The sequence below is a fragment of the Comamonas sp. FUJ_7 genome, from assembly GCF_057369555.1.
The window spans coordinates 291,474-313,596 of record NZ_JBXXZI010000003.1; the positions used below are offsets into that span (position 1 = coordinate 291,474).

General features: G+C 60.6%; 20 protein-coding genes. 10 read left to right on the top strand and 10 right to left on the bottom strand.

Annotated elements, in window-relative coordinates; all coding sequences use genetic code 11:
* Window position 1: 1 nt before the first annotated feature.
* Entirely contained in the window at window positions 2-826 is an 825-nt protein-coding gene (locus tag AC2I9W_RS06820) for an AraC family transcriptional regulator (protein WP_486409248.1), read from the bottom strand.
* Window positions 827-919: 93 nt separating this feature from the next.
* On the opposite strand from AC2I9W_RS06820, the gene AC2I9W_RS06825 reads away from it, so the two are divergent.
* Window positions 920-1,819 (top strand): DMT family transporter, encoded by a 900-nt coding sequence (locus AC2I9W_RS06825; RefSeq protein ID WP_486409249.1) that lies wholly within the window; start codon window positions 920-922, stop codon window positions 1,817-1,819.
* Window positions 1,820-1,873: 54 nt separating this feature from the next.
* Here AC2I9W_RS06825 and AC2I9W_RS06830 read toward each other — a convergent pair whose 3' ends face one another.
* Window positions 1,874-2,035 carry a hypothetical protein gene (locus AC2I9W_RS06830; RefSeq protein ID WP_486409250.1) on the bottom strand — a complete coding sequence of 54 codons (162 nt, stop codon included), beginning with the start codon at window positions 2,033-2,035 and terminating at the stop codon, window positions 1,874-1,876.
* Between the two features lie 178 nt (window positions 2,036-2,213).
* Between AC2I9W_RS06830 and cysK the strand changes: the two genes are divergently transcribed.
* On the top strand, window positions 2,214-3,134 hold the full coding sequence (gene cysK / locus AC2I9W_RS06835; protein WP_486409251.1) for a cysteine synthase A: 921 nt from the start codon (window positions 2,214-2,216) through the stop codon (window positions 3,132-3,134).
* Window positions 3,135-3,451: 317 nt separating this feature from the next.
* Here cysK and AC2I9W_RS06840 read toward each other — a convergent pair whose 3' ends face one another.
* The gene (locus tag AC2I9W_RS06840) at window positions 3,452-4,423 is read right to left on the bottom strand and encodes a M28 family peptidase (RefSeq protein WP_486409252.1); all 972 of its coding nucleotides are present in this window, start codon (window positions 4,421-4,423) and stop codon (window positions 3,452-3,454) included.
* A gap of 271 nt (window positions 4,424-4,694) precedes the next feature.
* Here AC2I9W_RS06840 and AC2I9W_RS06845 point away from each other — a divergent pair, with 271 nt between their 5' ends.
* From AC2I9W_RS06845 to AC2I9W_RS06875, 7 genes are all read left to right on the top strand, one after another.
* Window positions 4,695-6,539, top strand: a complete 1,845-nt coding sequence (locus AC2I9W_RS06845; protein ID WP_486409253.1) for an ABC transporter ATP-binding protein — start codon at window positions 4,695-4,697, stop codon at window positions 6,537-6,539.
* 182 nt (window positions 6,540-6,721) lie between these two features.
* The gene (locus AC2I9W_RS06850) at window positions 6,722-6,988 is read left to right on the top strand and encodes a DUF2164 domain-containing protein (RefSeq protein ID WP_486409254.1); all 267 of its coding nucleotides are present in this window, start codon (window positions 6,722-6,724) and stop codon (window positions 6,986-6,988) included.
* Window positions 6,989-7,049: 61 nt separating this feature from the next.
* Window positions 7,050-8,294: an exonuclease subunit SbcD gene (gene sbcD / locus AC2I9W_RS06855; protein WP_486409255.1), complete on the top strand. Its 1,245-nt coding sequence runs from the start codon at window positions 7,050-7,052 to the stop codon at window positions 8,292-8,294.
* Entirely contained in the window at window positions 8,291-11,761 is a 3,471-nt protein-coding gene (locus AC2I9W_RS06860; RefSeq protein WP_486409256.1) for an AAA family ATPase, read from the top strand. Before sbcD ends, AC2I9W_RS06860 begins: the two co-directional genes overlap by 4 nt.
* Before the next feature lie 199 nt (window positions 11,762-11,960).
* Complete coding sequence (locus tag AC2I9W_RS06865; protein WP_486409257.1) at window positions 11,961-13,745, top strand: NAD(P)/FAD-dependent oxidoreductase; 1,785 nt, start codon at window positions 11,961-11,963, stop codon at window positions 13,743-13,745.
* Window positions 13,746-13,866: 121 nt separating this feature from the next.
* Window positions 13,867-14,406, top strand: coding sequence for a VUT family protein (locus AC2I9W_RS06870; protein WP_486409258.1), 540 nt, complete (start codon window positions 13,867-13,869; stop codon window positions 14,404-14,406).
* Window positions 14,407-14,492: 86 nt separating this feature from the next.
* Window positions 14,493-15,059, top strand: coding sequence for a hypothetical protein (locus AC2I9W_RS06875; protein ID WP_486409259.1), 567 nt, complete (start codon window positions 14,493-14,495; stop codon window positions 15,057-15,059).
* Window positions 15,060-15,098: 39 nt separating this feature from the next.
* Here AC2I9W_RS06875 and AC2I9W_RS06880 read toward each other — a convergent pair whose 3' ends face one another.
* The 7 genes from AC2I9W_RS06880 to pyrC all read right to left on the bottom strand — a co-directional run bounded on the left by AC2I9W_RS06880 (window position 15,099) and on the right by pyrC (window position 20,864).
* On the bottom strand, window positions 15,099-15,476 hold the full coding sequence (locus tag AC2I9W_RS06880; RefSeq protein ID WP_486409260.1) for a hypothetical protein: 378 nt from the start codon (window positions 15,474-15,476) through the stop codon (window positions 15,099-15,101).
* Window positions 15,477-15,586: 110 nt separating this feature from the next.
* The gene (gene htpX / locus AC2I9W_RS06885) at window positions 15,587-16,459 is read right to left on the bottom strand and encodes a protease HtpX (protein ID WP_486409261.1); all 873 of its coding nucleotides are present in this window, start codon (window positions 16,457-16,459) and stop codon (window positions 15,587-15,589) included.
* Window positions 16,460-16,565: 106 nt separating this feature from the next.
* Window positions 16,566-17,405 carry a DUF3025 domain-containing protein gene (locus AC2I9W_RS06890; RefSeq protein ID WP_486409262.1) on the bottom strand — a complete coding sequence of 280 codons (840 nt, stop codon included), beginning with the start codon at window positions 17,403-17,405 and terminating at the stop codon, window positions 16,566-16,568.
* A 4-nt stretch (window positions 17,406-17,409) separates the two neighbouring features.
* Complete coding sequence (locus tag AC2I9W_RS06895) at window positions 17,410-18,312, bottom strand: NYN domain-containing protein (protein WP_486409263.1); 903 nt, start codon at window positions 18,310-18,312, stop codon at window positions 17,410-17,412.
* 99 nt (window positions 18,313-18,411) lie between these two features.
* Window positions 18,412-18,771 carry a hypothetical protein gene (locus AC2I9W_RS06900; RefSeq protein WP_486409264.1) on the bottom strand — a complete coding sequence of 120 codons (360 nt, stop codon included), beginning with the start codon at window positions 18,769-18,771 and terminating at the stop codon, window positions 18,412-18,414.
* A 50-nt stretch (window positions 18,772-18,821) separates the two neighbouring features.
* On the bottom strand, window positions 18,822-19,517 hold the full coding sequence (locus tag AC2I9W_RS06905) for a hypothetical protein (RefSeq protein WP_486409265.1): 696 nt from the start codon (window positions 19,515-19,517) through the stop codon (window positions 18,822-18,824).
* A 300-nt stretch (window positions 19,518-19,817) separates the two neighbouring features.
* A complete protein-coding gene (pyrC, locus tag AC2I9W_RS06910; protein WP_486409307.1) occupies window positions 19,818-20,864 on the bottom strand; it encodes a dihydroorotase in 1,047 nt (348 codons plus the stop codon).
* A 141-nt stretch (window positions 20,865-21,005) separates the two neighbouring features.
* On the opposite strand from pyrC, the gene AC2I9W_RS06915 reads away from it, so the two are divergent.
* Entirely contained in the window at window positions 21,006-22,112 is a 1,107-nt protein-coding gene (locus tag AC2I9W_RS06915; protein ID WP_486409266.1) for an ornithine cyclodeaminase, read from the top strand.
* The last annotated feature ends 11 nt before the right edge of the window (window positions 22,113-22,123 follow it).

Sequence of the window (22,123 nt, forward strand, 5' to 3'; positions counted from 1 at the left end):
TTCACAAAGAGCTTGCACAGAACTCGCGCCGAAACTGCTCGGGCGGCAGGCCGGATTCGCGCTGAAACATGGCAATAAAGGCCGACGGCGTGCTGTAACCCAGGTCGTAAGCGATCTGCTGCACGGTGTGCCCAGCCTCCAGCGCATCGATGGCCTGCAGATAGCGCATGCGCTGGCGCCACTCGCCCAGGCTCATGCCCAGCTCGCCCTGGCAGTGGCGGGCCAGTGTGCGCTCGGTCATGTGCACGGTCTGCGCCCAGTCCGCCAGGCTGCGGTGGTCGTCGGGCTGGGAGCGCATGGCATCCAGCACCTGCACCAGCGCCGGATGGCGGGCCACCGGCAAAAAACTCAGCTCCAGCGGCGTGGCGCAGAGCTGGTCGTGCACCACCTGCGCCAGCCGCAGATCGGCCGCCGTGGCCGGAATCTGCACGCCGCGCATGCCAAAGTCCAGCAAGATGGCACGAATGATAGGGCCGATGGGCATGCAGCCCGGCTGCGGCGGCAGGGCCTCGCACAGCGCGGGTGCCAGATAGACCGAGCGGTATTGCACCGCATGGCGCAGGTAGCAGCTGTGCACCACGCCGGGCGGAATCCACACCCCGTGCTGGGGCGGGCACAGGATGTTGCCCGTGGGCACCTCCATGCTCAGGCTGCCATGCGAGGCGTAATTCAGATGCCCCCAGCGGTGGCTGTGCGGCGGTGCCTCACTGTGGGCACCGAATTCGTCGTATCGAAAGTAATAGTCACCACGCACTTTTTCGGTGTCCAGAATGGCGACCGGATGGCGTGTTTCGGCCTGTTCAGCAGTGGCAGCAAAGCTCGGCATGGTCTTCGTCCGGTTGGGGCTATCGTTTGTCTGAAATCAGCAATGCACTTCAAAACCGTCAAGGCATGATAGATCCCATCAAGGAGTTTCATCATGGGTGCGTACTTATTACCGCTGGGCGCAGTGCTGATCTGGTCGATCAACACCGTGGTCAGCAAACTGGCGGCTGACAGCATCAGCGCCGCCGAGATCGGCTTTTTTCGCTGGGTGGTGGCCGCAGTGATTTTTACGCCGTTTCTGCTGCCCTCCATCTGGCGCCAGCGTGCTGTGATCAAACCGCTGCTGCCCAAAATTCTGGTGCTGGGCGTGCTGGGCATGGTCATCTACCAAAGCCTGGCCTATTACGCGGCTCACTACACCACGGCCACACACATGGGCATCATCGGCTCGCTCACCCCCATGCTGGTGCTGGCTCTGGCCGTCTTCATGCTGGGCCAGCCGCTGACGCGCGGCGGTGTCTGGGGCTCGTTGCTGGCTATTGTGGGCGTCGCTCTGGTGGTCTCATCGGGCAAGCTGGGCTCTCTGGCTTCGGAGGGACTGAACCTGGGCGATGCCATGATGTTTCTGGCCATGCTGTCCTATGCGGTCTACAACATCTTGCTCAAACGCTGGCCCATGCCGCGCCTGAACACCATTCAATTGCTGTACCTGCAAGTGCTGGTGGCCGTGGTGGCGCAGTTTCCGCTGTATCTGCTCTCCCCAAAAACAGGACTGAATGCCAGCAATCTGCCTCTGGTGGGCTTCGCCGGCATCATGGCCTCCATTGCAGCACCACTACTATGGATGAAGGCCGTGCAGACGCTTGGCCCCGGCCGCTCCAGCATGTTTTTCAATCTGATCCCGGTGTTCACCGCACTGATCGCTGCATGGTCGCTGCACGAGCCACTGGCCGCCTATCACGCAGTGGGCGGCATCATGACCATCACCGGCCTGCTACTGGCAGAGTTGTGGAAAGCGCCGCTGATGCGCAGCAAATCGCTGCAGACTCCATAGCATTTGGCAACCTCGGAGGTGCTTCCCCCAAGAGATCGCCAGCATGACCTAGCTTCAAGTCAGCAAGTTGAGGATGGCATAGCTCATGAGCGAAAGCAGGCTGACCACCGACACCAACATCACCCATGGTCCCCAACGCTGCTCGCGCCAGGAAAACCCCACCAGCAGGGACACGCAGCACAGGCCAAGCAGCGTCAAAGTCATGTTGAAAGACATCAGAAAAGGGCCTCCTTGAAAAGCAATCGGCGCATGGCCTCGCCATGCGTCCAGCATAGAGCAAGCATGCCAACACCGCCTTGACTTGCAACAAGAATATTCATATTCCAGCCAGGCAGATCAACTGCGCCACAATGCAGGTTTCGGGCGGATTTGCCCTTTTCACCTTGGAGACTTCATGAAGTTCGACAACGTTCTGCAAACCATTGGCAACACGCCCGTCATCCACGTCAACCGTTTGTTCGGCGACAACACCCATGTCTGGATCAAGTCTGAGCGTGGCAACCCCGGTGGCTCCATCAAGGACCGCATTGCACTGGCCATGGTGGAAGAGGCAGAAAAATCCGGTGCCCTGAAGCCCGGCGGCGTCATCATTGAGCCCACCAGCGGCAACACCGGCGTGGGCCTGGCACTGGTGGCCGCCGTCAAGGGCTACAAGCTGATTCTGGTCATGCCCGAGAGCATGAGCATCGAGCGCCGCCGCCTGATGCTGGCCTATGGTGCATCGTTTGACCTGACGCCCAAAGAAAAAGGCATGAAGGGCGCCATCGCCCGCGCGCACGAGCTGGCAGATAAAACGCCCGGCGCCTGGATTCCCCAGCAGTTTGAAAACCCCGCCAACGTCGCTGTCCACGCTGCCACAACGGCTCAGGAAATTCTGCGTGACTTCCCCGATGGCCTGGATGCCTTCATCACCGGCGTAGGCACAGGTGGTCACCTCAGCGGCGTCGCCAAGGTCCTCAAGGCCCAATGGCCCAATCTCAAGGTCTACGCGGTCGAACCCGCCGCATCGCCCGTCATCTCAGGCGGCCAGCCTGCCCCCCACCCTATTCAAGGGATTGGCGCGGGCTTTATTCCCAGGAACCTGGATGTCAGCCTGCTGGACGGCGTGATCCAGGTCGAAGGCGAGCCCGCCCGTGAATACGCCCGCCGCATGGCGCGCGAAGAAGGCCTGCTGGTCGGTATTTCCTCGGGTGCCACGCTGGCTGCCATTGCCCAGAAACTGCCCGAGCTGCCTGCAGGCGCAAAGGTGCTGGGCTTTGCCTATGACACGGGCGAGCGCTATCTCTCCGTCGAAGGCTTTTTGCCCAACGCCTGATCGCACCTGCCTGTGATGAAAAAACGCCGCAAACAAGCGGCGTTTTTTCATTCAAATTGATCTCCACCCCTTTAAGTGAAATCGACTGCAGCTATCAATTTCAAGAGCCAAGCGTTCGACCAGAGACAGTCATCCTGCCACTCGTGGCCCTGCTGAACTCCCAAGGAGCAATCTTGGCTGCGCTCTTGTCAGCCGGGCCTGTGCTGATGACCTGGAAATGTGTGGAGGAAAACACCGAACCTCGATCACAGCGGGTGGAGCTGGAAGAAGTTGAGCTGATGTGTTGCAAGCCCAGGCCCATGCGGGCCTGATCTGCATCACCCTTTATCCAGTGCTACGGCGGCCAGCATGCGCACGACCTGTGCCATGCGCGCATAGTCCAGCCTGTCCCAAGTGTCCGTGCTCTGGTGATAGTGAGGATTGCGCATGAAAGAGGTGTCCGTGACCATGATGGCCGGATAGCCCAGCCGCCAGTAATTGAGGTGATCCGAAAAATCCACTCCATGCACAAAGCGTGGCGAGTTCAGTGAACGCACATCCAATGGTTTTTCCTCATCGGCTGCGCCCCGCATCAAGCTTTTGGTGCTGCGCATCTCTGCAAAATTCTTCAGCTCGCCAATCAAGCCGATAAAGTTGCCCTTGTCTGGGTAGATCCAGCTCAGCGGCGCCAGTGGATAGCTCTGGCTACCCGGCTCGTCGCTAAAGTAGCCAATCATCTCCACGGACAGCATCAGCCGCACGTTCTGATTGCGTTCCTTAAGGGACAGTGCATGTCGATAGCTGCCCATATCGTCACTGCGAAAATTGGGCGGCTCTTCCAGCGTGTAAAAGACCAGCTCCACAGGCTGAGCCGGCGGATTGGCAGACAGCACTCGCACCAGCTCCAGCAGGCCCGCTACACCGCTGGCATTGTCATCTGCACCAGGCGTGTGGCGACGCGCTGGTGCCTGCGGGTCTATGGAAACATAGCCATCACCCACCATGGCACTGTCGTAATGCGCACCCATGATTAGCAAGGGCTGCTTGCCATCTTTCGGGCCAAACCGAGCGATGAGGTTTTCATAGCTGTGGCCACCCACTTCAAAGCGCTGGCGTTCAGCCACTACGCCAGACTTTGCCAGCTCTGCAGCAATATATTCAGCGGCTTTTTGCAAGGTCTCTGGCTGGTCAAAACTGCGGCCCACCAGATCCTCGCTGAGCACGCGCACATGCGATTGCAGGCGCTGGGGCGATATCTGCAGATCTGAGGGGAGGCTGACTTTTTTTGCACCCTTGATCGGCTGAGTCATCACACAGCCACTGATACCCAAGAGCGTCGCCAGCGCTGTCAACAGCAGCGCCGATATCCACATCCATGTGCGGGATGTGCGGGATGTGCAGCGCGCGTGAGGCAATGAAGATTCGGGGCGGGATGGGATCGATTTCGACATGACAGGGGCAGCTTCGGATTCAAGGGCACATTGCATAAACGGTCATCTGCGCCACTTTGCACCAACTGAACCGGCTCCCATACCATCAGTGCCAGAAGTGCCACACGCATGTACCGGGAGTATTTCCATCTTGTTCCGATTTTTTGAAAAACAGGTTCCGCCCTATCCAGCCCAAGAGCCCAAGGTACCGCCCAAGGGGTTTTTTACTTTTGTCTGGGCCTGTACCCAGGGAATGCGCGGCTGGATTGGGTTGCTGACGCTAACCTCTGCCCTGCTGGCCGCGTATGAGGCGGTGCTTTTCGCCATCATGGGCCGCGTGGTGGATTGGCTTGGCACGGTCTCGCCCGCCAACTTCTGGGCCGAGCAGCAAGCCACGGTGCTGGGTATTACCGCCATCTTGCTGGGCAGCGTGGCGCTGCTGGCCCTGCACACCACCGTCATGCACCAGGTACTGGCCATCAACTTTCCCATGCGGCTGCGCTGGGTGTTTCACAAGCTGATGCTGGGCCAGAGCATGTCGTTCTATGCGGACGAGTTCGCCGGGCGCATCACCACCAAGATCATGCAGACCGCGCTGTCGGTGCGCGAAGTGGTCTTCATGGTGGTCGATGTGTTTGTGGGCGTGGGCGTCTACATGATCGGCATTCTGATTCTGGCGGCCAGCTTTGAGTGGCGGCTGATGATTCCGTTTGCGCTGTGGTTCATCGCTTATACGGCTGCCTGTTTCTACTTTGTGCCGCGCCTGGGCAAGATTGGCAAGGAGCAGGCTGATGCACGCTCCATGATGACGGGCCGCGTGACCGATGCGTACACCAATATCGCCACCGTCAAGCTGTTTGCCCATACGCGCCGCGAAGCCGAATACGCACGCAATGCCATGGAGGCCTTCAAGGCCACGGGCTATACGCAGATGCGTCTGGTCAGCCTGTTCGAGATCACCAACCATTTAATGATCGCCCTGCTGCTGCTGGGCAGCGGCGGCACCGCCCTGTATCTGTGGACACAGGGTCAGGCTTCGGCCGGCGTGGTGGCGGCCGTGATTGCCATGGCACTGCGCCTGATGGGCTACTCGCACTGGGTGATGTGGCAAATGACGGGCCTGTTCGAGAACGTGGGCACCATCCAGGACGGCATCACCACGCTGACCAAGCCACGAACCATCGTCGATGCACCCGACGCCAAGCCTCTGCAAGTAACCCAAGGGGCGATTGCCTTTGAGAACGTGAGCTTTGGCTACAAGGCCGGCGGCAAAAAGGTGATCGACCACCTGAACCTGCACATTCGTGCTGGAGAGCGCATCGGTCTGATCGGTCGCTCTGGCGCGGGCAAGTCCACGCTGGTGAATCTGCTGCTGCGTTTTCACGAAGTGCAAGGCGGTCGCATCACCATTGACGGCCAGGATATTCGCGGGGTAACGCAGGACAGTCTGCGCAGCGCCATCGGCATGGTGACGCAGGACACCTCGCTGCTGCACCGCTCCATGCGCGACAACATCCTCTATGGCCGCCCTGATGCCAGCGAGGCCGAGATGCGCGCTGCCGCCGACAAGGCTGAAGCATCCGACTTCATCGCCGCGCTGACCGACCTCAAGGGCCGCAGCGGCTACGACGCACAGGTAGGCGAGCGCGGCGTCAAGCTCTCGGGCGGCCAGCGCCAGCGCGTGGCGATTGCCCGCGTGATGCTCAAAGATGCGCCCATCCTGCTGCTGGACGAAGCCACCAGCGCGCTGGACAGCGAGGTGGAAGCCGCCATCCAGGAAAGCCTGGATTCGCTGATGGAAGGCAAGACCGTGATCGCCATTGCCCACCGCCTGTCCACCATCGCCGCCATGGACCGGCTGATCGTGATGAACGAAGGTCATATCGTCGAAGAAGGCACGCACCAGCAATTGCTGGCCAAGGGCGGCATCTACGCCAAGCTGTGGGCACACCAGAGCGGCGGTTTTCTGGCCGATCAGGACGAGCCTGCGCAATAAGCAACCTGGCTTAAAACTTTGAGTAAAAACGAGCTGCAGCGCTTACCTATCAAGCGCTAGAAGCTCTTTTTATAAGAGCACACAGCTTCTACCCAGACTACGATCTAGTCCACTCGCAGCAAGACGCAGCGAAACAGGCTGGCAAGAATCTGAGCTACTCCATCAAAAGCAACAAGCACACCATGAGCATAGAACTCCCCAAGCACGCGCAGCAGCAGGCCATCACTTCCATTGAGCGCTATTTCCGCGAGAACATGGACGAGCCCATTGGCAATATGCAGTCCGGCGCTTTGCTGAACTTCTTTCTGCAGGAGATCGGCCCCAGCATCTACAACAAGGCCGTGGCCGATGTGCAGGAGAACCTGCAGGCCAGGCTGCAGGAGCTGGACTATGAAGTGGGCAAGGAAGAGTTCGGCTACTGGACGGCCAAGCGCACGGCGCGCCGCTGACACCTGCTGTCAGGCCGCTTTGTTCTGATGCAGGAGTCTCTATGCCTCGTAACATCGGCCTATGCGCATCCTCCACACCTCCGACTGGCATCTGGGCCAGCACTTCATGGGCCACAGCCGCCAGGCCGAGCACCAGGCCCTGATCGACTGGCTGCTGATACAGACCCAAGCCCATGCCGTGGACGCCGTGCTGATCGCCGGCGACATCTTCGACACTGGTGCCCCGCCCAGCTATGCGCGCGAGCTGTACAACCAGCTCATCGTGGGCCTGCACGATAGCGGTGTGGCCTTGCTGCTGCTGGCGGGCAACCACGACTCGGTCAGCGTGCTGGACGAAAGCCGCGCGCTGCTCTCGTATCTGGGAACGCAGGTCATCAGCTCCACCGGCGGCGATGCGCAGCATGTCATCACCTTGCCGCTGCGCAATTCCGGCAACACGCCCGGCTGCATCGTCTGCGCCCTGCCCTTTATCCGCCCGCGCGATGTGCAGCAAAGCCAGGCCGCTCAAAGCGCACAAGACAAGCAGCAGGCGCTGCAGACCGCCATTGCCGCCACCTACCAGCGCGTCTATGCCGCCGCCCAGCAAAAGCAGGCACAGTTGCTGGCGAGCACCGGCCAGCACCTTCCCATCATCGCCACCGGCCACCTGACCACCGTGGGCGCCAGCAGCAATGAATCGGTGCGCGAGATCTATGTGGGCGCGCTCGAAGCCTTTCCCACCAATGCCTTCCCGCCCGCCAGCTATATCGCGCTGGGCCACATCCACAAGCCTCAGCTCGTCGGCGGGCTGGAGCACATTCGCTACAGCGGCTCGCCCATTGCACTGGGTTTTGACGAAGCTAGGCAGACCAAGCAGGTGCTGCTGGTCGATGTGAATGCAGACGGTCTGCAGACCGTCACTGCCCTGCCCGTGCCTGTGTTTCAACCCATGGCCTCGATCACCGGCACGCTGTTGCAAATGCCAGAGCTGCTGAAATCTGCCTCTGCCCAAGCCCGCAGCGACCTGCCGGTGTGGCTGGAGGTAACTGTGCAGGAAGACGACTACCTGGCCGACCTCACGGCACGCGTGCAGACCATGGCCGAGTCCCTGCCCGTGGAAATTCTGCGCATCAAGCGCCAGCGCGGCACTGCCACCGCACAGCTGGGCAGCGAGGCACGAGAGTCGCTCGATGAACTATCGCCGCTGGACGTGTTCGAACGCCGCCTGGCACAGGAAAGCCTGGAGCCGCCGCTGCAAGCCGCGCTGACCGAGCGCTACCGGCAGGTGCTGCACAGCCTCAGTGACGAGCAAGGAGCTGCAGCATGAGAATTCTGAAACTGCGCCTGAAGAACCTGAACTCGCTCAAGGGCGAGTGGAGCATTGACTTCAGCGCCCCTCCCTTTGCCGACAACGGCCTGTTCGCCATTACCGGCCACACCGGCGCGGGCAAGTCCACGCTGCTTGATGCCATCTGTCTGGCGCTCTACCACGAGACCCCCCGCCTGGGCGGAGTCACCGGCAGCAGCAACGACCTGATGACGCGCCACACCTCCGACTGCCTGGCCGAGGTGGAGTTCGAAGTCAAAGGCCAGCGCTACCGCGCCTTCTGGAGCCAGCGCCGTGCACGCGACAAGAGCGACGGTGCCCTGCAGTCGCCCAAGGTCGAGCTGGCACAGATTGATGCGGACACCGGTGAAGGCCGCATCCTCACCACACACCTCAAGGACAAGACCCGGCGCATTGCCGAAATCACCGGGCTGGACTTTGCGCGCTTTACCAAGTCCATGCTGCTGGCCCAGGGCGGCTTTGCGGCCTTTCTCAACGCCGATGCCAATGACCGCGCCGAACTGCTGGAAGAGCTGACCGGCACCGATATCTATAGCCAGATCTCGCAAACCGTATTCGAGCGCGCCAAAGAAGCCAAAAACGCGCTGGAAAAGCAGAAAGCCCAGGCCAACGGCATGCAACTGCTGGATGAGGCCACTCGCGCTGAGCTGAACACGCAGATTCATCAGCTGCAAGCACAGCAGTCAGCACTACAAACACGTCACCAGCAGCTGCAGGCCATACAGCAGTGGCAAAAGCAAATGCTGCACACCGCGCAAGAAGTGGAGCTTGCATGCAGCGCACAGGCCCATGCACAACAGGCTTTGGAGGATGCCACTCCTGAGCTGCTGCGACTGCAAGCCCACGGCCCTGCTCTGGCCATTCAACCCATTCACCAGCGCTGGCAGCAGGCGCTGAGCCAGCAGCGCACGCAAACCTCGCTGCTGACTCAACTGCAGCAGCAATTGCATCAGGCCCAGGGCACGCACTGGCACCTGCACCAGCAAGCCAGTCGTCTGGCGGGCCATGTGCTAGAGCAGTCAACGCTGCAGCTGCAGCAGGCTCAAGCTCAAGAGTCCGATCTGGCGGCATGGCTGAAGACCCACTCCAGCCACGCACAGCTGGGAGAAAACCTCAGCGGCTGGAGCGTACAGCTGCAGCAAAGCCAGCAGTTGCACCAACAAGCAGCGCAAGCCCAAGGCCTGCTCGATCAGTGGCAGCAATCTGCGCTTCAGCTTGAGCAGCAAAGCGCTGCACAAGCCCAGCAATGCCGCAATGCAGCGCAGCAAGTTGCGCAGACCCAGACCCAACTGCGAGCTGCCGAGCAAGCTTTGCAGCAGCACCTGAGCCTTCACGGCAGCCTGAGCCAGTTGCGCTCGCACTGGCAAGATGCCGAGCGCCAGTTGCACCACTGGCAGCAGTTGCAGGAGCACGCCGCCTTGCGCGCGCCTCTTGAGCAGCAACTGACAATCAACGCTCAGGCCTTGAGCTCCAACGAGGCCCGCCTTCAGGCGCAAACCACCGAGCGCGAAGCATTGCGCCAGCAGTACAAGGCACTTCTGGCCACAGAGGCTGACAAGCAAACCATGCTGCAGCAGGAACGTCTAATCCAAAGCCTGCAGGAACACCGTGCCGCACTGCAGCCCGGTGAGGCCTGCCCGCTGTGCGGGTCTCACGAGCACCCCGCCATTGGCGAATATGCGGCGCTGAATGTGTCTGCCACCGCCGCAGCTTTGCAGCAGGTGCAGGCGCAGTTAAAGGCGCTCCAGCATCAGGGCGAGCAGGTCAGTACCGCGCTGACCACCAGCCACAACCAGCAACAGCACCTGCAAGAGCAGCGTGATGCCCTTGCCCAGCAAATGTCGCAGTGGCAAGCGCGCTGGTCCGCCTTGCGCGCGCAAGCGGCCTCACCCGTGGACGAAGCCGCCTGGCAGGACCTGGACGCCTTACTCACCGCCTGCGGCCAGGCTCGCCAGCAGATTGAAAAACTGCAGCAAGCCTTGATTCAGGCCGATGCGGCGGAGCAGTTGCTGCACAGCGCCAAGGAGGCCTGTCAGATCGCCTTGCAAAACCAGCAACAGGCAGAGCATGCACAGGCCAGCACCGGGCAGGCGCTGCAAAACCTTCAGCAGCAGCAGGCGCAAACAAGCAAAACACTGCAAGCCCTGCAGTTGCAAGAGGGCGAACTGCAGACCCGACTGCAGACCGCTGTTGCCGCAGCCGGCTACGCACTGCCAGACAGCAGCCATGCAGAGCAATGGATTGCCATGCGCCAGCAGGAATGGCAGCAATGGCAGCGCCAGCAAGAGGCCATGCACACACTGGGCCAGCAGATAGACGCACTGCAGCGCCAGTGCAGCCAGGCCCAGCAGGATGCGGTGCATTGGCAGCAGCGCTGCGAAGCACTGCCGGCCTTGCCTGCCGGCGCACCGGATGCACCTGCCTCGTCCCCCTTACCCTCCTTGCCCGATACGCTGCCGTCCTGCATCAGCTTGCTCACGCAAACGGCTCAGTCCCTGGCCACGCTGCAAGGACAGCACCAGCAGGCACAAGCAATGCTTGCTCAGCTGCAGCTGAGCGCACAGCACGCCCAGGACAGCTGGTTGCAGGCGCTGCACAGCAGCCCTTTTACGGACGATGAGCAGTACGCCAGCGCCCTGCTGCCCGATGCCGAACAGCAGCGGCTGCAGTCCCTCAGCGAGCAGTTGCACGGCACCGTGCAGCGCGCAGCCACCTTGCTGGCCGATGCCCGCCAGCGGCTTGCCGCGCTGCAAGCCCAGGCACTCAGCGATGAGGCTCCCGAAGCCATTACCGAACAGGTCACGCAACTGGAAGCCGAACGCGCCCAGCAAGCCGAGCTACTGGGCGCTCACCGCGCCCGCCTGAAGGATGACGACGAGCGCCGCACCGGTCAGCAGGCACTGCTGGCCCAGATTGCCGAGCAGGAAAAAGACAGCGACCTGTGGCAGCGGCTGGACAGCCTGATTGGCTCTGCCAAGGGCGACAAGTTCCGCCGGTTTGCCCAGGGACTGACGCTGGATCATTTGCTGCACCTGGCCAACCAGCACCTCACGCGCCTGCACGGGCGCTATCTGCTGCGGCGCAAGCCCACGGGCGAGCTGGAGCTGGACATCGTGGACAGCTGGCAGGGTGATGCGGCACGCGACACGCGCACGCTCTCGGGCGGCGAAGCATTCCTGGTCAGCCTGGCCCTGGCGCTGGCGCTATCTGATCTGGTCAGCAGCAAGACTTCGATTGACTCGCTGTTCCTCGACGAAGGCTTTGGCACGCTGGATGCAGACACGCTGGAGGTGGCACTGGCCGCACTCGATGCGCTCAACGCCAGCGGCAAGATGATTGGCGTCATCAGCCATGTGGAGGCGCTCAAGGAGCGCATTCCGACGCAAATCCGCGTGGAGAAGGCGGCAGGGATTGGCTACTCCAGGCTGGCGATTTCCGGATTCTAAAAAACATAGCACATGGCGCTTTATAGGCATTGATTTCAGAAATAAATCAATCTGAAATCAATATCTATCAAGCGCAAGCAGCTATATTTTTTGAAATATCTAATTCTCTCCAGCCCCAGCCCCAGCCCAGACAACCCCTGCCCCGCAGAGTCCAGGGCTTTGCCGTACCATCCAAGCCCTTGCTTGATAGGTACAAGCCATGATCCGAATTGCAGAACTCAAACTCCCTCTCTCGGCGATTGAATATCACCCAGAGAACCACACCGAATACCAGCCCACGGACAAGCTCACGCAGCTGGCCGCAGAGCGCCTGGGCATTCCAGCCTCAGCCATTGCCAGCCTGAATGTGCACAAGCGCAGCTTTGATGCGCGCAAGGCCGAGCTGCTGGCCGTCTATATCGTTGATATCACCTTGGCCGACGAAAGCCAGGAAGCCGCGCTGCTGACGCAGTTTGCCGAGCACCCGCACGTCAACCCCACGCCTGATATGCGCTGGAAGCCCGTGGGTCAGGCCCCGGCCGACCTGGACGAGCGCCCCGTGGTCGTGGGCTTTGGCCCCTGCGGCATGTTTGCCGGCCTGGTGCTGGCCCAGATGGGCTTCAAGCCCATAGTGCTGGAGCGTGGCAAGGCCGTGCGCGAGCGCACCAAGGACACCTGGCGTCTGTGGCGCAAGCGTGAGCTAAGCCCTGAGTCCAATGTGCAGTACGGCGAAGGCGGCGCAGGCACCTTCTCTGACGGCAAGCTCTACAGCCAGATCAAGGACCCCCGCCATCTGGGCCGCAAGGTGCTGACCGAGTTCGTCACCTATGGCGCGCCGCCCGAAATTCTCTACGCCGCCCACCCGCACATCGGCACCTTCAAGCTGGTCAAGCTGGTGGAAGGCATCCGCGAGGAAATCCGCCGCCTGGGCGGTGAAATTCGCTTTGAGCAGCGCGTGACCGACGTACAGATTGAAGAAACAGACGGCCAGCGCCAGCTGACCAGCCTGCAGGTGCTCAACCAGGCCACGGGCGAAAGCTATACCTTGCCCACCCGCCACGCCGTGATGGCACTGGGCCACAGCGCCCGCGACACCTTCACCATGTTCTACGAACGCGGTGTGGCCATGGAGGCCAAGCCCTTCTCCGTGGGTTTTCGCATCGAGCACCCGCAAAGCGTGATCGACCGTGCCCGCTGGGGCAAGGATGCCGGCCACCCGCTGCTGGGCGCTGCCGACTACAAGCTGGTTCACCACGCCAAAAACGGCCGCGCCGTCTACAGCTTTTGCATGTGCCCCGGCGGCACCGTGGTGGCCGCGACCAGCGAGCCCGAGCGCGTGGTGACCAACGGCATGAGCCAGTACTCGCGCGCCGAGCGCAATGCCAATGCCGGCATGGTCTGCGCCATCAGCCCCGAGGACTATCCGCAAGATGCCGAAAGCTTTGCTTGGGCGTTTGATGGCAAGACCTTTGGCGTCGAGAAACTACAAAAAGGTGAGCATCACCCGCTTTCTGGCATTGTTTTTCAGCGACAACTGGAGTCCAAGGCCTATGTACTGGGTGGCAAGGACTACAGCGCTCCAGGCCAGCTCGTGGGAGACTTTTTGGCCGGCAAGCCATCGACCGAGTTTGGCGGCGTGCAGCCCTCGTACAAGCCCGGCATCAACCTCGGCGATCTGCACCAGGCTCTGCCCGCTTATGCCATTGAAGCCATGCGCGAAGCCCTGCCCGCCTTTGGCAAGAAGATTCGCGGCTACGACATGAAGGATGCCATTCTGACTGGCGTGGAAACGCGTACCTCTTCGCCCGTGAAGATTGGGCGCGGTGCAGACTTCCAGAGCGAGAACACACGGGGGCTTTATCCCGCCGGTGAAGGCGCCAGCTATGCAGGCGGCATTCTGTCGGCCGGCGTGGACGGCATCAAGGTCGGCGAGGCCGTGGCGGCGGCCATTCTGGGCGTCGAGGTGCCTTCCTCGGGTGCACGTGGCTCGGGCGGAGCGTTGTAAAAAGGCTCCCCCCTGAGGCGCTTTGCGCCTTCCCCCCAAGGGGGACGGCAGCTTCGCCGCGAGGCGGCTCTTGCTTGCTGCCTCTGATCTGCTGCGAAACAGTTTCCAGAGTTTCACCCTTATGAGCAACAGCTTCACTCCTGCTTCCAGACACCAGTTCATGGTGGCCGTGCTGGCCATGGGTGTGGTGGTGCTGACCTCCAACATCCTGGTTCAGTACGCCATCAACGACTGGCTGACCTGGGGTGCCATCACCTATCCGTTTGCATTTCTGGTCAGCGAGCTGGTGAATCGGCGCTTTGGCCCTGCGCAGGCGCGGCGCGTGGCGTGGGTGGGCTTTGCCGTGGCGGTGGTGATGTCGGCTCTGCTGGCACCACCGCGCATTGCGGCGGCCTCGGGTCTGGCCTTTGCCTGCTCGCAGATGCTGGATATTTCGGTCTTCGACAAGCTGCGCCACAGCCAGTGGTGGCGTGCGCCGTTGATTGCCACCGTGCTGGCGGCCTGTCTCGATACCGCCGTTTTCTGGAGCGTTGGCTTTGCCGGAGAAGACCTGCCCTGGATCACCTGGGCTCTGGGGGACCTGGGCATCAAGCTGGTTCTGGGAGTCTGTCTGCTGCTGCCGTTTCGCCTTTTGATGGGGCGCGCATACCAGCAGTCATAGTTTTTACAAGTTTCCAGACCAAGGCCGACAAATACTGAGTCTTGATCTCAGTAGGCTATGGGCTTGCTGTTTCGCTAGGAGTCACCATGAAAACGCTGCGACTTACCGCTGCCTCCCTTTCATTGGGAGTCGCCTGCTTATTGGCGGCCCCTTGCAGCAGCGCGCAATCCAGCGACGCCGCCACTAATGCCCAAGTCCAGAGTCCGACCTCAGCGCTTTCCGGCTGGACGCTGGGCTATTCCCCTTTCACCTGGCACTACTCGGACGCCAAGCAGGAAAACGACTTTGAGCCGGACCAGCAAAAGCACTCCTATGTCTGGCTGCTTCAGGCAGAAAAAGCACTGGATGAGCGGCAGATTGCGGGCTTTGCATATTTCAGCAACTCCTTCGGTCAGCCCAGCCAGTACGCTTACTACGGCTGGCGCTTTCGACCCTTTGACAGCGCACCCGGTCTTTTCTTCAAGCTCACCGCCGGTGTCATTCACGGCTACAAGTTCCCGTACAACAAGAAGATTCCATTCAACAACAAGCACGGCTGGGGCGTTACCGCCATTCCTGCCGTGGGCTATGAGTTCGACAGGAACTGGGGGGCCCAGGTCAATGTTCTGGGCAATGCCGGGCTGATGTTCCAGTTGAACTACACCGTGCGCTAAACACCGTCCTGGCTGGCTACGCCCCAGCCACCGATCAGTTCAGCGCCGGGGTCCCCAGCGACCACCGCTGTGACGCCAGCCTCCAGGCCCATGGTTCCAGCCACCTTCATGCCAGCCATAGCCGGGGCGTGGCGGCATGGCCCAGCGACCAGGGTGCCAGTGGTAGCGATTTCCGCTCCAGCCCCAGGAACCACCTACCCAGACATAGGCAGGCGATGGAGCCACCGGAATGACCTCGTTGACCAACGGGGGCGGGGCCATGGGTGCATACACATCACTCGCTGCCACCGCTGTTCCATAGCCCGAATATGCGGGATAGGCCGGAGCCACCACACAACCTGCAAGCAAGCTTGCGCCACTGCCCAGCAACAAGGCTGGCAGCCAGCGGCGTGTCATGATTTGAGTCATCAAGGACATTGCAAACTCCTGAAGTACTGCTGCTACAACGCAAAAGCCCCTGCCAGATGTTGACAGGGGCTTGTGAAGCAGGCGTAAAGGCAGGTTGCAGCCGTTTACATCTTCAGGGCTCAGCGGGCATTTTGCAAAGCAGCAATGCGCTCTTCAATGGGAGGGTGGGTCGAGAACAGCTTGCCGATGCCACCGGCAATACCCATAGCGGCCACGCTCTTGGGCAGCTCACCGGGGTGCATGCCGCCCAGACGAGCCAGCGCATTCACCATAGGCTGACGATTGCCCATGAGCTGAGCAGCGCCCGCATCGGCACGGAATTCACGCTGACGCGAGAACCAGGCCACGATCATGGCGGCGACAAAGCCCAGCAGGATATCCAGCACCACGGTGGTGATCATGTAGCCGATGCCCGGGCCGGAGCTTTGCTCGTCGTTGCGGCGCAGAAAGGAGTCGACCGCATAGCCGATCACGCGCGAGAGGAAGACCACAAAGGTGTTCATCACGCCCTGGATCAGCGTCATAGTCACCATGTCGCCATTGGCGATGTGGGCCACTTCGTGACCGATCACGGCCTCGACTTCTTCACGGGTCATGCCTTCGAGCAAGCCGGTGGAAACGGCTACCAGTGCCGAGTTCTTGAAAGCACCGGTCGCAAAAGCATTGGGCTCGCCTTCATAGATGCCGACTTCAGGCATGCCAATACCGGCTTTTTCGGCAAAGCCGCGCACGGTGTTGACGATCCAGGCCTCATCGGCATTGCGGGGTTCGTTGATCACCTGCACGCCCGATGTCCACTTGGCCATGGGCTTGGAGATCAGCAGAGAGATGATGGCGCCGCCAAAGCCCATGATGAAGGCAAAGCCCAGCAGCGAGCCCAGATTCAGGCCATTGGAGGTGAGATAGCGGTTAACGCCCAGCAAGCTGGCGACAATGCCCAATACCGCCACCACGGCGATATTGGTCAATAAAAATAAGGCAATACGTTTCATCGAGGGTGTACTCCACACGGGGGACAAAATGACCAAGACCCTTGAGGCTCCGTCTGTTGGCAGCGAATGCTCGTCAAGCCAGGTCTCTTTCTGGCAGTACCCATTGTTATGTCGTTTGTGCGGTACGTGGGGCTCGGAAAACTAAAGAGTCATCATAGAAGGAAAAGTTCTGGTTTTCGTCACACCAGCCCGGGATTCCTAAGATGGGAATGGGTAGATAGGGCTTGCTCTCCAGATTGCAAGACGCGGTCTGCAGCTGCTCACTGAGCCAGTCGTCCATTTGCTCCAATGCATAGTCGCCAGCCCTCCAGCTGTCCGGCACGCAGATCACATGAGCAGTCATGTTTTTTCGTGGCTGCACCAGCTTTTCCAGCAAGGCATGACCAATGGGCCAAAAGCATGTCTGATCCCATAGCGCACGCTGGTGCACAAACAAATCCTGCCAGCGCTTGTCTCGCAAAGCATCGCATAGCGACTGTGGTGCCAGCAACAAGCCACCGTTTTCATCCAGAACCGTGATGGCATCGCGCAAACGCCCACGCTGCCCTTTCACGCCCTGGCGCGCGATCTCCGCCGCCTGCATGGCATTGAGCTGCTGCTTGAGCTGAGGCCAATGCAGCCAGATCAGCCCATTGAAAAAATCGTGCAGATTGCAGCGCGTAGGAATTGAATGCTGGCTATGGATAAATGCCTCGTAGGCCATACCGGAGGGCAAAGCAGCCTGAGGCAAAAATTGCCAGCCCCCTTGCTTCAAGACCGGGGGCAGCGCGCTATTGAGGGCCTGATGCACAGGCTCTCCCAGCAAGATGCGCTCTGCCACTGCCTTTCCGACGATGGTCAGCGAGCGCAGCCAAGGCCGTGACCAGTCGATGCGCCCAAAAAGATCGGCGTCAATGGCTTCAAGCTCATCTCCGGCTGGAATGTGCTGCGGACTGATACATTGCATGCCGTTATTTTGGCGGCACCACGGCTGCCGATGTCGTTTGTGCAGCGTGTACTTTCTTCAGTCGCTTGTCGCGCACGGCCACCCGCGAAGTTCCCTCATCCCGAAACTCAAATGCCTGAATCGCCGCCAGCAGCTTGCTCAGCGACGGATAGCCATAGTTACGCGCATCAAAAGACAGCTTGTTGCCGATGTGTGTTCCCACCTTGCCCACCAGCGCCCACCCGGCCTCATCCTGCGTGGCTTTCACTGCATCGCGAAGCATGGCCAGCAGCTTGGTGTTCTGGCGCAGCAAATTGGTAGGCACCGGTGCCGGGGGAGGAGCCTCTGCTGAAGCGGTGACCTTGTCATTCGGGGCTGCAGTCACCGTCACCGCACTGCCTTCAGCAGCGGGGTAGGGAGGCGACATGTCGCCAAGCTCTTCCTCCAGCTCACGCCTGTCGCTGCGGCTGGCAATACCGTCGCCTAGTTCCTTGAGCGCATCGAAATACAAAAAGCGCGAGCAGGCATTCACAAAGGCCTTGGGTGTCTGGGCCGCACCAAAGCCATATACAGCAGCGCCCTTGGCACGCAAATGCATGACCAGGGGCGTGAAGTCGGCATCCGAAGAAACAATGCCAAAGGCATCGGGCTTTTCGGTGTAGAGCAGTTCCATGGCATCGACCGTCATGGCCATGTCGGTCGCATTCTTGCCTTTGGAGTAGTCAAACTGCTGCATGGGGCGCAGCGCGTTTTCCAGCAGCTTGCTTTGCCAGCCATGCAGACCGGGCTTGGTCCAGTTGCCATAGGCACGGCGGATATTGATGAGACCGAAAGTAGACAGCTCCGTCAAGATCTCATCAATCATTTCAGCGGGCGCATTGTCCGCATCAATCAGCAAGGCAATCCGGGGCTGGGCATCAGTGGGCATGCAGTTTCCTCAACGGTGGATAACAAAGAACATTCTCCACGCATTGACTCCGAAAACCATGGCCCATGCCAGGCGCTGCCTCGAACGAGCCTGCGCCGCTTATTTAAACTTGCCCTGAGCAGCAGCCTCCTGGCTATTCTTCTTCATATCCGCACAGCTTTTTTTCTGATCCGCGCTCGACATGGCTGCCCACTTTTTGCGGAAGTCTGCGCCTGCTGCTTCATAGGCCTTGTCATAGCTGCGCGCATCAATGCCTTGCGCCAGCATCGCTTCACGCTGTTTGGCTTTGCTGGCTTTGGCCTCGCTTTCAGACACATCGCCACAGGCCACGCCAAACTCGGTAAAAATGGCGGCCACTTCAAGGACCTTGGCTGTAGTTTCATCCAGCTCCTTGGCGCTTGCGCCTGTGGCCAATAGGCTGCTCAGGGCAATCACTGCTCCGATTTTTCTAACTATCACTATGACTCCTCTTTAGGGTTACGAAACAAAAAAAGCGCTTGCATCCAGCCCTATCGCTTGGCCGCAGCGCTGGCGCGCAGCTCGTCCAGAGATTCACGAAAGCCGTCAAAGTAGTCTTTGCGCGTCTTGGCGATCACGGCCTGGCGCTGATCCTCGGCCACCATCAACGGCTTGGCAGCACGATCAGGGCTGGAAGATGCCAGAAACGCGCCCATGCCATGCAGGCTGATCCAGCGGCGGTCATAGTCGTAGGGCGTTTTGAGATCCCAGGCTTGCACCTGCGCCATCACCTGCTGGGCCTTGTCCAGGTCCTGCAGCATGTACTGGTTGATCTGCGCGCCATAGCGCTGGCTCAAGATACCCACCGCCTGCCCTGCACTCTGGTCTGTGCTGAGGTTGGCATCCATGCGTGCCCGCAACTGGGCGGCATAAAACAAGAAGGCTCCGACATCCTTCTTGCCCGCTTGAAACAGGTACTGAGACACGGCAAAAAGCACGGGCGGCTGAAATTTTTCGGGCCGCTGGAGCAAGGTGTCCACCACCATAAGCTGGTCTTCGGCGGTGCCACCGGAGAGCAAGCCCACCATGGCTTGGGTATTGCGGGTTTCGATCTGAGCGTATTCGCCCTGAAGTGGAAACGTCTTCGCAGCGGGTGCTGCGGCAGGCGCAGGAGCGGGAGCCTGGGCCATGGCCGAGGCAGCAGCAAACATCAGGCTGGCTGCCAGAGCTTGAGGGCGGTATTGCATATTGTTGTTCCTGAGTGCTGCGGCAAGGAGATCTGCATAGACATCGCTCGCACGAGCATGAGCCTGTAAAGGGTCAATGATGGCGGCATCTTAGGAAGAAAGTGCGGTATTGCCACACACGGCTTACCTCTGCTCACAAATAGCCCACATCAGAGGGGGAGCCTGAAAGCGCTTTTCTTCCGCCCAAAATCAGCGCCTTCAGAGCCATAAAAAAAGGAGCTGCTTGCGCCGCTCCCTTCTAGGTTTCAGACACAAAGTATTCGCCAACCAAGCAAATACAAGCGCTGACAGCTCCTATTTTTAATCCAGCATCTTCCAGGGGAGAGCTTCGCCAAAGCGCAGTGGCTTGAGCTGGGCCCCTTCGCCGTACTCAAAGCTCACGGGCGGCGTCCAGCTTTCCTTGACCAGGGTGATGGTGTCGGTGTTGCGGGGCAGGCCATAGAAGTCTGCGCCGTTGAACGCGGCAAAGGCTTCGAGCTTGTCCAGCGCGCCCGCGCCGTCAAACACTTCGGCATACATCTCGATGGCCGCATGAGCGCTGTAGCAGCCGGCGCAACCGGTGGCCGCTTCCTTCAGGTGTGCCGCGTGCGGTGCGCTGTCCGTGCCCAGGAAGAACTTATGGCTGCCGCTGGTGGCCGCTTGCACCAGGGCCAGGCGGTGGGTTTCGCGCTTCAGAACTGGCAAGCAGTAGAAGTGCGGGCGCACGCCGCCCAGGAAGATGGCGTTGCGGTTGAACAGCAGATGCTGGGGCGTGATGGTTGCAGCCAGGAAGTCGTCGGCTGCTGCCACGTATTCAGCGGCCTCCTTGGTCGTCACGTGTTCCATGACGATCTTCAGCTCGGGGAAGTCCTTGCGCAGCGGCTTGAGCTGCTGCTCGATAAACACCGCTTCGCGGTCAAACAGGTCGATGCTCTGGTCAGTCACTTCACCGTGCACCAGCAGCACCAGGCCTTCGCGTTGCATGGCTTCGAGTGTGGGGTAGATCTTGCGCAGATCGGTCACGCCATGGTCGGAGTTGGTCGTGGCACCTGCGGGGTAGAGCTTGCAAGCCACCACGCCAGCAGCCTTGGCACGCACGATTTCGTCGGGGCCCAGATTGTCCGTCAGGTACAGCGTCATCAGGGGCTGAAACTTCGATCCTGCCGGCACGGCCGACAGAATGCGCGCGCGATAGTCAGCAGCCATCTCGGCCGTGGTCACGGGCGGCTTGAGGTTGGGCATGATGATGGCGCGGCCCATCTGGCGGGCGGTGTGCGGCACCACGCAACGCATGGCATCGCCATCGCGCACGTGCAAGTGCCAGTCATCGGGACGGGTAATCGTGATGGTCTGAGTCATGGCCGATATTGTCCCATCTTCCCCGGCGCCCAAGGCCATGCTCCTCAGCTTCGCCATGGCTATGCAGCGCGGCAGCCGACATGTCTACAGGCTTTCCAGGCTGGCACTCAGCACTGAAATCCTCAAGAATGAGGCCAAGGAGGAAACCCCATGTCTGCTCCTCAACTCCAGTCTGCATCCCGGCTACAGACCGATTTTCTCAGCGCCAGCGATGCGGCCCGGCTGGTGGCTCGCATCGGTGCCCCCCAGATGCTGCGCCTGCTGGCCGAGGCCGTAGAGGCCGACTTTGCCCGCTGGCAGGACTTTGACAAAAGCGCCCGCACCGCCGCCCACTCCAGCAGCGGAGTCATCGAGCTGATGCCGGTGGCCGATACGCAGGACTACGCCTTCAAATACGTCAATGGTCATCCGCACAATCCGCAGCAGGGGCTGCCTACGGTCATGGCCTTTGGCGCCCTAGCCGATGTCGCCACCGGCATGCCGCGCTTTGTCAGCGAGCTGACGCTGACCACGGCCCTGCGCACCGCCGCCACCTCAGCCATGGCCGCACGCCATCTGGCACGCTCAGGCAATCGCAGCATGGCACTGATCGGCAATGGCTCACAAAGCGAATTTCAGGCACTGGCCTTCATGGAGATGCTGGGCGTGCGCGAGCTGCGCCTGTTCGATATCGACCCCGCAGCATCGCAAAAGCTGCTGCGCAATCTCCAGCCATTTCTGCCCCAGTTTTGCGCCACAGCCACTATATGCAGCAGCCCTCAAGATGCCGTCGCCGGCACGGACATCGTTACCACGGTCACCGCTGACAAGCGACGCGCCACGATTCTTCACGGGCACTGGCTGGAGCCGGGCATGCACATCAATGCGGTGGGAGGTGACTGCCCCGGCAAGACCGAGCTCGATGCCAGTGCCTTGCAGCGTTCCCAGGTGTTTGTCGAATACGAGCCGCAGACCCGCATTGAGGGTGAGTTGCAGCAAATGTCCAGCGGTTTTGCCGTCACCGAGCTATGGTGCGTGGTGCAAAAGCTCGCCCCCGGCCGCACTTCTGCCCGGCAAATCACACTGTTCGATTCCGTGGGCTTTGCCCTGGAGGACTACTCTGCCCTGCGCACCATGCACAGCCTTGCACGCAGTGCAGGCTTGCTTTCGCAGATTGAACTGGTGCCCACGCTGGACAACCCCAAGGACCTGTTTGCCATGGTGAAACAAGCGCAGAGCGCACAAGTCCTGCAGTTGACGGCCCGCAAAACTGCCTGAACAGGACACCT